Here is a 12849-nt window from a genome sequence, read left to right as displayed (position 1 = left end):
CAATTCCCCATGCTAAATTATCGCATATTCCGATTTGGAATGAAGTTTTATTATTGTCGTTAAATTGACCTTTTCGGACTAATATGTCAGTTATCGATGAAATATTTCTATCTTTATTAATCTAATAAGAGTGATACAATGAAATTGAATATGCGAGTAGGTCTATTAATTGCGGGTATTTTGGTCGGTAGTATTGCCGGACTGTTATATTGGAAATTTGTCGGATGTGAATCAGGTTCATGTCCTGTTTCTTCTTCTCCTTATATTAGTACATTATATGGTGCAATATTAGGAGGATTGTTGTTTAGTATATTTAGGATAGAGAAAAAAGATGAATGACCAATAAGCGTTCGTTATTTGTTTCTTTTTGAATTTGAGACTTGCTTAGAACCAGTTTAAATTTTCCGACAAAAAAATATTATCAGGTCATTTTAGTATTTTTTCCGGTCTTTTTCTCATTTTCCCTCGTCAGATAGCTTGCTATCCTTCTCGTCAAAACAGAAAAATATCCTCGAAAGAAACTCTCAAACTTGACCCGAGCAAAATTGAGACAGGCTCTTTAATTTTCTACTATAAGTTATAATTGGGCTTTTGGGCTTCTTTTAGTTTTATTTTTTATGTATTGAGATGTTTCTATGTTTTTATTAAGAAAGAAAGGATGTTTTGAATGCAGCTTTCAGAAAATGGTTGGGTAAAATGTAAGCGAGTTCTTATTTGATGAAAATAGGTATATAATAAAAATCTCCTTGTCCGGAATATTTCACTAGACAAGGAGATACATGGAAAACATGAGAGAAAATAATTATCTTGATTTTATTATTTTTATTTTCTCAGGACCGGCAGAATATTCTACGGTAAGAATATATACGCCTTGTACCCATTGTGAGGCTTCGTTAATGGTAATTTCATTTGTACCGGAGTGAACACTTTCTTTTTTGGTTAATAATACTTTGCCGTTCAAGTCATGAACAATAAGAGTAATATCTTCCTCGTTGTAAGCGTTTATTGTTACTTTGATGCGATCTTTAAACGGATTCGGAGCTACATTTACAGATGCTTTTACTTCTACCGGTGTAACGCTTGTATAAATCGGATTTATCTGGAATGCTGTAATGTCTTGGAATCCGCTCATTTCGTATTTCCATGGGTATCCGTCAACGTCCAATAACCAAGCATAATCTACACCGACACTGACATCTTTAAATCCTTCATTGACGTATTGCCATTCTCCGAATCCTGAGTCACTCATACGATAAACTTTGTTATCTTCGGTTATACCCCAGACTTCTTCATTTCCGGCACTTAATTTGATGATTTTGTATGGATTCTTGATGACTTCCCACCCGCTTTTGCGTTGTGCGGACATACGAACGATTTCTCCTTGCGGATTGAAACCCCATACCGCATTGACATCGGCAGTTATCGAGGTAAGTTCTCCCGGAACTTTTGTCCAAGGCTTGCTTCCCGAATGGTTACGGTAATATACGTTATTTTGATCATCTATACCCCATACCATAGACATTGTCGCTGCTATATCGACGATTTTGATATTAGGATCAGATTTATCAGACCATCCGTTCGATACTTCACAGGGTTGGTTACCCGGTAATGCTGCGCAATATGGTTTTCCTGAAGCGGAAAGTGCCCAAACGGTATTGCTTCCGAAAGATATTTTTTTTGTAGCCATATATTGGCTTGCTGGTTTCCAGTTTTTTACCGGATGTCCGTCAATTTCATTACAATAAATATCGCTTCCACATACCATCCATACATCTCTCAGACCGGCAGCAATACTGTTGGCCGGCTTATCGAGTCCATCTATATATTGTTTGCTTAATTCCGATAAATGATGAAGTGGACGGAATATGCTCAGATCCACTTCTAAGTTGGCATCAAAATAGTCTTTATCTTTTTCCGATTCTTTATACCAGGCTAGGCGGTAACTTCCTCCGGCGTTTCCCGATTGTGCACTGTGATATTCATCGCATCCTTCAGCTTCCAGTATGATAGATTTCGATTCTCGGTCCGCAAATTCACGTACAAGGTTCATATATTGGTTCGGAAACCGGTGTTCCGGATGATCGCTTCTGTGCCATACAGAACCTTCCCGCCAGTCGCTCCATGCTTCCAATACGATCCATTTTGCACCAACTTCATGACCTTCTTCGAAAATATGACGGATGCGAGGAGTTTCACCATCTTCCAAAAGAGAACTGACGTGTGTATCATATTCCGGTTTCCAACTATTGTAAATGATACCATTTTTTACCCATGTACCTTCATTTGTTTCCGGGTTCCAGTTGGTATGCACAAGGTTCATCATCGGTTGGCGACCGCCATTGAAAGCAAAAGCAAATTTACGTTGGTTACGATGCGTCACAATCTGACAACGGTTTTCCATATCGTTCCATCCGAACCATCCTTGCAATCCCCAAGCAATGTACTTCATTTTAGCATCCCCTTTGTTCAAAAAGTTATCTGCAAGAATAAATGCTGGCACGAGATCGAAATCTTCTTTCATCCGTTGTTTGATATATAAGAAAAATTCCGACCATTGTTTACTACTGTATTTGTACTGTTCCATATTGGCATCGGCACTCCACCATTGCATAGGTACGCATTTTACATCTTTACCTTCTTGGAAACTATCTTCATCGCTGAGTTCATCCGGAGTGGTAAAGAATAGCATTTCCCGAGGTACGGTTTCATACCATTTTTTGATAGCGTACTCATATACAAATTTTTGATGGTCAGGATTTGCTACGTCAAACTTTTCTCCCAGATATTTTTCTACTGCCAATGGGAAAGGAGCATTATCTATAAAATAGGCGATTTTGATATTATCCCGTGCATTCGGGTTTCTTTTTATTGCTTCTACCATGTATTTTAAACCTGCGCAAGGTAACCCTCCGGGTCCGGTAGCATATCCACGGTCTTCAATATCATATTCTTCGGCACCTCCATCCGGTTCTCCTCGCCCATGAGCAAAAATTACTTCGACTTTCGATTCAACCATTTCCGAAATATAGATATCTGCAGCCTCTTGTGTATAGCCTAAATTGAAATTATAGATTGACTGTTTGTTCCATGAGATAACCTGATTGCGGCTATATTGAGCCTTTTCCGGAGCTGCTGAAGTCCATGTCGCATCATCACCGCTGTCACCGCCTTTTGCCAATTCCCGGGTAGTTCCGGCATGACCCCCGATAGCAAAAGTGTGCATTCCGTCGTTCCAGTTGTTTTCGAAATCAATATCCGTATCAAGAACATTATCAGAAGTATTGTCATCTTTGCGAATAAAAACCATGTCACAGTTGACATTTCCGGTTTCGAATACCAATTTCAGATCATAATAACCTTCTTCCAACTGTTTATGGCCTAAATGTGCCAGATCAAATGTGTTGGTGTAATTATACGGTGCTTCTACTCCATTTTTCAACGTACTTCCGTTAATTTCCAAATGTACGGTCTGGCCTTCACCATTTCCCACTATGCGACCGGTGAAACGGTAGTGACCAGCTGATAACCATACTTTTTTGTACTGAATCCAATCTCCCGGCTGTGTATTGCCCACATACCAGTTATTCGTCGATTCCTTAACTTCAGCATAGGAAGTTAAAGAATACATCCCCAACAAGGCAATAAAGATGTGTCGTAAGATGTGTTTCATATCTATTTTTTTATGTGTATTATGTATCATTTTACTCTTTCGAGACTATTTGCGAAAATTTTTCGATTGTTCTATTTGTTCAGTCCGAAAAACAGAATTTGCATAAGAGGAATAAAAAGAGGCACATAAAAGCACCTCTTTTTATTCAAGTAGATTGTTATTTTACTTTAAATTGATCTTTTACCATATCGAGATATAGAAGTCCATAACCTTTTCCATACGACGGGTCGGTCGGTTCTATTCCTGAATCGTATGTCCAGTCGTTAAACGAATCAATCAATACCATCGGATTTGTTCCAAGATTCATTTTTGCGAGGTTACACATTGTCCAGAATCGTTCTTGAGTTTTAGGCATCCATGGATAATTGGAGTTATTCTCGCTTGCTACGTATTGAGAATAACCGGGAGAAGCTGAAGGAACGAAATCGACATTATAGTGCGACCAAAAATATTCTTTGTTATATTTATAGTTTTCATTTACGAACTGGTCGAACATGATTACCCGTTCTTGCTGATTACCCCCTACTGCACACATATTTTTCATAGTTACGGCATCAACTTTACCTGATAGATAAAAATAGTGGAATCGTGCAGGAGGAGTCCATGCTCCTTGTTGAGCAATAAGATACATCTCTTTTCCGGTGTGTTTGCGCACCGTATCCCGGATTGCCGTGTACATGTGATAAGAGTCGCTGCTATACAATTTGTTAGCATCCGCTATTACGACGACAGGACGTCCACCTGTATGGTAATAGTTCGGATCAGAGAAATAATCCGAAATCCGTTTGAAATAACTGCAAATACGATCAGCTCGGGATATCAATGTATCGACACGCGTTGTCACGACGATGTCCATTCCTGGATTATTTATATCCGGGATCGTATCTAAGACTGGATATGTTTTTCTCGTCTTTGCAACGGTTTCTACGAGATTATTTTGATTTAAATCGGAACATACGCTGTTCATGTTAACCATTAAAGCAAATTTTACACCGTTTAGCTCTACTTTCGGCAATGTATCGTTCTTTCCGCATACCATATCGATGAATGCAGTATCCCGTCCGATATTTAACGGATAGATGTCATTGGCATTTTCGTTGATTCCTGGAAGAACCATGAAGTCAATGCGGCCATAATTACACCATTCTATGATTTTCTGCATGGCTCGTGCACCGATTGTATCTGCGGCCAAATGGTATTTTCCCGGTTCTGTTTCTTCCGGAATATCATGCCAAGGTTTTGTATTTGGACCGAGTTTGCCGGCAGCAAGGTCCTGTTCTTGCGTGATGCGGGTCCATTGGTCTATATTGGTTTCCAATGGAGCTTGCGGATTGTAGAGATATACTCCTACCGGAATATCTTGTGTTACTTTTACCTCCTCAATTTCATAGTTCAACCAATAATCATCGATCGACGGGTTGTCGTCTTTACAGGAAGTAACAATGATACCCGCTGATAGCAGGCTGTATATTAATAATTTATTTACTTTCATGTAGTTTTATATTTTACTGTAAATACTAAATTAGTCTATCAAATAACCGCTTTTAAGTACTGATATAAGTTCGTAATCCAACGCTTTAACCAGAGCTTTATCTTCATTTGTTTCTCCAGATACTTTTTTAGCATAGTCAACTAATTCTTCATAGGTTGTTCCATACAGGTGCTCAAAGTATTCGGCACGGAAGAAGATTACTTTCGTTCCCAAATACAACTCGTCGGCGGTATCAATTGCTGGATCTTTTTTCGCAAATCCCAAACTAGTCCAAATATTATCACCCCATCTGTCAGGACGGGCATACGGACTTGTTTTTTGCAGATTATCTACAGCTTTATAGTATTCGGTTTTGTTTTGATAAGTTTCTGATAACGGATATATCATACGTTCTGTCCAAAAGTTATAGACTGTATTTAATCCATCTACGTTGGAAGATGCTCCACCTGAAATAAACGGTGGCCAACCCATGGAACGGGTACGGCGTTCAAGATTCCAACCTTCTATACCGTTAAAGAAATCGGCAATATAACGTTGCTTATAGATTTGTTCCAACTGTCCTTCTTGTCCGTTTGAACCTGTAATTTTAGCTTGGTATAAACCTCGACTATCCTTAAACCCGACTTTATCCGTACCCCATTTAATACCATCCTGAGCCAAATATTCTTCAACTCCGGAAATATCATATTGGGCAAATGAGGCACGAATACCGTCTTCGTAATATTCTTGCGCACTTTTGCTACCCAGTCCGAAAAGTGTTTTTGCTTCAGCTTTTAAGAAACAAGCATCTGCCCAGTTCAGGATACGGAATTTTGCGTCAATCTTGATAAATTCTTCTTTGATATAAGAGGGATTATATACACTTCGTGTATTTAACGGGTCTGTTGTTCGTTCGGTTGTACTCCCGGGACGATAAGCGGCTTCCCAAGTAGATGGCATTCTAACCTGCTCACGCATCGGAACATAAGGAACCGAATGCCCTACGATAACAGAATCTCGACGGAAATCGTTCATCCCGTCCATGGTATGATTAAGCCAATCAGTGCAATTTAATACATCGCAAACATGAGGACGAGTGATCGTATCCCGAACTTGGAATTGTTTGTCTGCCGCAGTCCCGCGGGCATTTGACTTTTCCACAAAAGCTTCGATACGGGGATCGTTGAAAGTGAAAAGATACAAAGACAAATATTCGGCCAATGCTGGGAATGTTGAATCACTTAATGTCCCTGTTTCCAATGGTTTTAACAGACGATCCCAATAATAGGAACGGTCAGCGGCACGGTCGGTTCCCCATTGCGGCTGTACGATTTCGTCCACTGAGGCAATCAGCCAGTCTTCGTGTTCCATGGCTTTAGCAGCATGTTCCCTTGCCAGATCTATGCTGAGATTTTGCGACTGCATAGCTACATTCAAGCGCAGTGTATTGGCAAATTTTCTCCATTTGGCGATATTTGTTAATGCCGTAGCAGTATTTGTCGTTATTCCGAAAACGGGATCTTGCATCAACACATCTGCTGTGTAGGGAGTTTCCGGATCGTATAGATTTACAGCATCATCCAATAATTTTAAAATGTTTGTATAGACTTCGAGTTCCGTATCGTATTTGAAATCTCGTTTATTGGAATTTCCGATCAGCATAGCATCGCTCATCGGTATGCCACCATACATAGATACCATTACATAATATATGTATGCTTTCCATGTTTTGGCAATTGCTGAACGGTTTTCAAAACCTTCCTTTCCTTCATATTCTAATTCACAATCATTTAAATCTCGTAAGATATCGACATAAAATTTCTTGTAATATCCGTTGCCTTCATCTTGAGAGGGTGTTGTTCTAAAACCTAACACTAAGTAGCGAGCGAACAAGTTCCCATTCATAAAATTGAATTCGGCTACCGTATTCATTGTCCGGTACACGGTACCGGCAAAGATGTTCGGCAATTCCGCTTCATACATCTTATTACTATTTGTATTAACTTCTTCAAATTTATCGACGCATCCGAGCAGACTTCCGATAAAAACAAGAAGACATATATAGGCTATTTTTTTCATATTCTATAATTATATATATTAGAATGATACTTTAATATCGAAACCATAAGTTGCCGAAGGTTGAGCATATCCTTCTTCAAATCCCTGTGCATTTCCGGTAGTACGGGTTGCTTCCGGATCGATTCCTTTCGGAGTGTTCTGGAATAGTATAGCAACGTTACGACCCACAGCAGATACTCTGACGCTTTTCAGCGGAGTTTTTTGTAACCATTTTTTTGGAATCGTATAACCGATGCTGATCTCTCTCAGTTTGATATAGCTGGCATCATAGATGTAGCGTTTCATACTTGAAGTGTTATTGTGTGTCCAGTGTACAGTCGGATTTACCCAAGACATATTCGGTTTTCCTGCCCATTCGCCTTCGGACTCGTCATATACGGCATTTTCCATATATATACCTTTAGGACGGTCTCCATCAGGATAGAGAACAGCATTATTCTTTAAGTCTGCACCTGGAGTTACCGTATTACCAATGTCCATGATACCATGCATTTCATTGTCGGTTTCTCCGAGAATACGTTTCGCCATCAAAAATTCGGAGCGTCCTTCAAGAGATTGTACGGTTTGTCCGTCGATAGCACCTTGCCAAGCTGTGCGGGAAAGGAAATTTCCTCCTTTTTTGAAATCGATCATCAAGTTGAAGTCAAAGTCCCATACCCGAACCGAGTTTCTCCATCCTCCGATCCAATCCGGTTGAACGTTTGCCAATACTTGGTCTGATACATATTTAGGACGACCATCAAGTTGTACGCATATTTTACCGTTTTCATCCCGTTTGTAATCATTTCCGTATAAAGTTCCGTAGGGTTCGCCCACTACGGCGTATAGTTTGACTCCATTTACACCGCTTCCTAACTCATAACGGTCCATTCCATCGATAAGAGAGACGATTTTTGAGTTATTTTTTGCCCAGTTGAATGTCGTGGTCCATGTTACTAATTTGGTTTGTACCGGAATCGCGGTAACTGTTAGTTCATGTCCCCAGTTTTTAACTTCACCGGCGTTGTACATCATTTGCGTATAACCGGATACCGGAGAGATATCTCCACGTATGATCTGATCTTTTGTCCGTTTGTTATAATAAGTGTAGTCTATTGACAAACGGCTATCTAAGAATCGAAGATCTGCACCGATTTCTCCAGACAGTGTTTTTTCAGGTTTCAGATTCGGATTTTTTCGGGTGGATTCTCCATTATAATAGGCAATTCCATTAAACAAACCGGCATAGGAGTATCCATTATATAGGTTGTCGAAACCGGTATCATTTCCTACTTGTGCAAAAGATCCGCGAAGTTTTGCAAATGATAATATGTTCTTGTCGATTTCAATCATATCGGTAAATACAAGACCTGCACCGGCAGAGTAGTAGAAATAGGAGCAATTGTCGATCGGTAGAGCCGAAGACCATTCGTTGCGTGCTGTAAGGTCTAAGTATGCACCTTTATATCCTACGGAAAGCATTCCAAAAACTGCTTCTTTCCATTTGTTGCTTTCTCCTTCGCTGGTCGTCGGGTTCCCGGCATTGTTGGCAAGACTCATAAAATCGGCTTTCAATAACTGATTGACTTTAGAATCGGTCTGTTCTGATTTTATCTGTTGATGAGATAATCCTAAGTTGGCATTAATACTTACATCCCCGAAACGTTGGTTGTACATTAATATTCCTTCATAATTATTGTTCATTGCAATTCGATTACGTACATTGTATTCTCCGTCGGTATCCCATGGGGAGTTGTAGTTGGTAAATGCCCATGCCCGAGTCGTTTGCATATCGGTTGCGGCACGTAATCTCAGCTTCAAATAGTTGGTAAAAGTTACATTCAATGTAACATTTCCCATAAACCAATGCTTATAGTCTTCATTGGAAAGTTCGTTCAATAGCCAGAACGGATTGTTAAATCCCCGTTGTGTTTTTGCCGTTCCATCCGGATTTTTCCAAGGGATCAATTCGTCCATTGTTGCGTCGCGCGGCAAGTTGGCAACCACCCAAAGCGGATTACGGTTAGAACTTCCTCGGAATCCACGATTGTCGGCATGCTCATATACGTAACGAGCCCCTAAATCCATACTTAAGAAATTCGTGAATTTAGCGGTGGAGTTCAAGTTGAAGTTGTGACGATCTAAATTGTTGAAATTTTTCAAGATATCATCGGCGTGAATATTGGTATAAGAAAAACGGAAACTTCCGTTATCCATTACTTTATCGAAAGAGACACTGTTGGTAATCGCTTTACCTACTTGATACATATTTTCGATCGTTTCTTTGGCGGGAGAGTATTGTTTGATTTCGCCATTACGTCCTACTACATCGAATCCCAACATTGGAAGTCCCCAACAACGTTGGTCTTGTCCGGCCATATTGGGGTTAAAAATTCCATAGGGGAGATTCGGATCGTATGAGTAACCATTACCTGATGCTGTATAATAATTATATCCTCTTTCAAAACCTGTATTTTGTCCTGATCCGTATATATTTTGATAAGTAGGATATTGCATCAGGGTACTGAACATCATATTGAAGTTATAGCTGACACCTAATCCTGCTTTACGAGTTGCTTTCTTGGTCGTAATCAAAATAACTCCATTCGCTCCGTCTGATCCGTATAAAGCGGAAGCATTCGCACCTTTCAGAACTTCTATACTTTCGATTTCATCCGGACTGATATTATTTGCAGGGTTACCGTAATCGAGGTCACCGCTTTCTCCCATGTCGTTCATAATGGGTACACCGTCGATAACATATAACGGTTGGTTATTCCCGGACAAAGAACCGTTACCACGGATAACTACACGTGTAGATGCCAATGGTCCGCCATTCCCGATTACCTGAAGGCCTGCGACTTTACCGGAAAGCATATCCAGCATGTTCGAAGCTCGCACATCGCTCATTGATTCAGTATTTACCGTTTGCCGAGCATACGACAAGGATTTTGCATCGCGGGTGATACCGAGAGCCGTTACGACGACTTCGTTCAATGCTTTAGAGTTCTCTTTTAATATAATCCGGAAATTGGTTTTATCTCCGATTCTGATTGTTTGAGGCTCAAAGCCTATAAAACTTACCCGTAAGGTCGATTTGGGCGGAACGCTTAGAGTAAAGTTCCCTTTGTAGTCGGTCATCGTTCCTTTAGAAGAACCGACAACTGATACGTTTGCACCCGTAACAGGTTCTCCGGAAGCATCGAGAACAGATCCGGAAATCTTTATTTCAGAATTCTGAGCGTGAAGTAGCTGTACGCAGAGGAATAGCCCCACTATCCAAGCAATACGGAAACAAGATGTCCATTGCAAGAAATACGTTAGCGCATTTCTCCATGTAGTTTTTTTAGGTATTTCCATAAATAAAAATTTAAAATTTGTATTAGTGTGTGATATTGTATAATCGAGGTTCATAGAGATATAAAGTCGTTAGACCATTCTAACGACTTTATATCTTATCATTGTGTTTATTATTTTATCCAGATTTTCTTTACTGATATTTGATTATCCACAACAGCTTTTACAATATAGAATCCGCTGTTGATATCGGTTATTTCCATGCTGCCGGTTGTTGCTTTTAATATACTTCCGTTCATATTATATAACTGAATGTTTGCATCGTTATTTCCTGTTCCGACAACGATCTCTCCATTACGGACATTGATTTCGATTTGATCTTTGTCTTCAGTTGTGTTGGAGATACTGGTAAGAGTAGGATTCCATGGATCGGAAGAGGCATCCATTTCTGCTTCAGTCATTTCGAGAGATCCTACGGCACAAGAATTCCCGGTAATTTTACGAGGATTACCCATTTGGTCTGTTGTGATACCGAATTGTGTCAGATATTCAGCGTTACCAAAAGTAAGTCCGGGAGCATTTTCATCGATAAAAGGAGCTAAATATCTTTTTGTAGCATAAATAGATATGTCATCCGACAAACCAGAGGCGTTATGTATATCCCAATCCATGTCTTTTGTACTTCCCGGCATATAATTTACCGTACAATTTATAGCTGCTCCATCAAGAATAGGATTGTTGGTTAACCTGCCGAAATAAGTATTGTATGCTTCAAATTCTCCTTCAGCCATCGCATCTCTTAAGGTCAAATCAGAAGTTGTCATTTTACCTCCGTCAACAGCATAGTTCCCCTGAAAAAGACAATTGTAAATGCGTTTAGTACAGTTTGTCTTCGGATTAGCGGCATCGTTCGTTATCAAAAGACCAGCGCCATGTCCTCCGTTACCTTGAGTGATATTGTCCACTACCGTACAATTTACCATTGTGAATTCGCTATCTTTAGACATACTCCTCAAATTAATTGCAGCACCGTCGTTGATCGCTTGGTTATAGGCAAAAGTAGAATTTAAGACTTTTACTTTACTAGTATTTTTGGGAGCTATATTGTTGATTAGGAGACCTCCACACATAGTTGCAGAGTTGGCGATAAACGAACAATCCTTGATTGTAATATCGTTACCTGCATCATCTCTGTCGGCAGTTTCATTTATGGCAATAGCGCCACCGTTGCCGGAACTGTTTCCCATAAACAGACAATGTTCGATAGTTGCTTGAATCGGTTTACCGGCCACCAAACACCAAAACTTGATGGCACCACCCGTGCCATTGATTTTAGTCGTATTTCCCATGAAAGAACAACCTACGGCAACAAGTTTTCCTCCGCACCAATTTATTGCATTACCTTCCCGGTTTTCGTTTCCTGTAAACGTACAATTGTATAGGTTCATGTCTCCAATTTCATTTTTGTGAATAGCTCCACCTCGGCCATTGGAATCTGCATAATCTGTAGGTGAATCGGGGTTTGCGTGAGCTACAGTATTAAACATAAATTTGCAATCTTCGAATGTAGCAACTAAGTTACCTCCGATCCAGAAACCGTTACCACCATCATTGACTAAATCACGACCATTTTGGAAAGTAAGATTTTTGAAAGTAAGATTACCCCCTCCGTTCAGACGGAATAAGCGACCTTTGTGTTCCGAATCGAAACCGGATTGTAATCCTTCTCCAATAATCGTGACATTTTGCCATGTGCCCCCCATAATTACAAAACCTTGATGCCCTTTTGCTCCGGCTTGTTGATGTATATAACCACTTGTTCTATCGGGTTTTGTATTCGGGTCTTGTGACATCATAATCATTCCGTTTACATGGATTACATCTCCGGCTGCGATTACATCATTCAATTGACTTAAATAAGCGACCGGAGTCTCTGCAGTCAATCCGTCATTGGAGTCTGACCCTCCATTAGCTGCGTTTGCGACATAAAGATCTTTTGCACTTAAAGAAAAAGCTGAAAACGAAAAAAGTAGAGCTGTTGCCCACAATTTTGTAGAAGTTCTCATAAGTAAAAATTTAGAGTTAATGAATATTGTGAATTCTGTATTTTCAAGAAGGAGCTAAGTTTTTCGGTAATTTAGATCAGGCTCTTCTTAAAACTTGTTACAAAAGAAATTTGGCGATATTAAAAATGCTCAACTACATTGTTACAAACCATATTAAATTCTTATTAAATTGATTTTAATATTCCCGATGGGGGAATTATAATTTCAGGACTACTATATTAATAATGTAAATGCTTGTGAATTAGCAATAAATGATATTATTATAAAAAGAGACTTATATCGGGAAA

Annotated in this window: 6 protein-coding genes; 1 reads left to right on the top strand and 5 read right to left on the bottom strand. The window is 39.7% G+C overall.

Translation table 11 applies throughout. From position 1 onward, the window contains the following. The first annotated feature begins 138 nt into the window (after window positions 1–138). A complete protein-coding gene (locus Q0093_RS11500; RefSeq protein WP_297930575.1) occupies window positions 139–339 on the top strand; it encodes a DUF6132 family protein in 201 nt (66 codons plus the stop codon). Between the two features lie 463 nt (window positions 340–802). Here the strand turns inward: Q0093_RS11500 and Q0093_RS11495 are convergent, their stop codons facing one another. The 5 genes from Q0093_RS11495 to Q0093_RS11475 form a co-directional block, all read right to left on the bottom strand. After that, window positions 803–3670, bottom strand: coding sequence for a DUF5010 domain-containing protein (locus Q0093_RS11495; RefSeq protein ID WP_297930572.1), 2868 nt, complete (start codon window positions 3668–3670; stop codon window positions 803–805). Between the two features lie 157 nt (window positions 3671–3827). After that, entirely contained in the window at window positions 3828–5162 is a 1335-nt protein-coding gene (locus Q0093_RS11490) for a glycoside hydrolase family 99-like domain-containing protein (protein ID WP_297930569.1), read from the bottom strand. 30 nt (window positions 5163–5192) lie between these two features. Further along, window positions 5193–7220, bottom strand: a complete 2028-nt coding sequence (locus Q0093_RS11485) for a SusD/RagB family nutrient-binding outer membrane lipoprotein (protein WP_297930567.1) — start codon at window positions 7218–7220, stop codon at window positions 5193–5195. Window positions 7221–7238: 18 nt separating this feature from the next. Then, on the bottom strand, window positions 7239–10559 hold the full coding sequence (locus tag Q0093_RS11480; RefSeq protein ID WP_297930564.1) for a SusC/RagA family TonB-linked outer membrane protein: 3321 nt from the start codon (window positions 10557–10559) through the stop codon (window positions 7239–7241). 110 nt (window positions 10560–10669) lie between these two features. Continuing rightward, window positions 10670–12562 carry a T9SS type A sorting domain-containing protein gene (locus Q0093_RS11475; protein ID WP_297930561.1) on the bottom strand — a complete coding sequence of 631 codons (1893 nt, stop codon included), beginning with the start codon at window positions 12560–12562 and terminating at the stop codon, window positions 10670–10672. Window positions 12563–12849 lie beyond the last annotated feature (287 nt).

It is taken from the genome of uncultured Coprobacter sp., assembly GCF_947855755.1.
Taxonomy (GTDB): Bacteria; Bacteroidota; Bacteroidia; order Bacteroidales; family Coprobacteraceae; genus Coprobacter.
The sequence above is the reverse complement of the archived record's forward strand: the minus strand, read 5'-3'. Positions and strand labels throughout refer to the sequence as shown.

What these genes read in the sequence shown, in the direction of transcription:
- Q0093_RS11500 (WP_297930575.1), top strand. Translation starts at nt 139, where the DNA reads ATGAAATTGAATATGCGAGTAGGTCTATTAATTGCGGGTATTTTGGTC.
- Q0093_RS11495 (WP_297930572.1), bottom strand. Translation starts at nt 3,670, where the DNA reads ATGAAACACATCTTACGACACATCTTTATTGCCTTGTTGGGGATGTAT.
- Q0093_RS11490 (WP_297930569.1), bottom strand. Translation starts at nt 5,162, where the DNA reads ATGAAAGTAAATAAATTATTAATATACAGCCTGCTATCAGCGGGTATC.
- Q0093_RS11485 (WP_297930567.1), bottom strand. Translation starts at nt 7,220, where the DNA reads ATGAAAAAAATAGCCTATATATGTCTTCTTGTTTTTATCGGAAGTCTG.
- Q0093_RS11480 (WP_297930564.1), bottom strand. Translation starts at nt 10,559, where the DNA reads ATGGAAATACCTAAAAAAACTACATGGAGAAATGCGCTAACGTATTTC.
- Q0093_RS11475 (WP_297930561.1), bottom strand. Translation starts at nt 12,562, where the DNA reads ATGAGAACTTCTACAAAATTGTGGGCAACAGCTCTACTTTTTTCGTTT.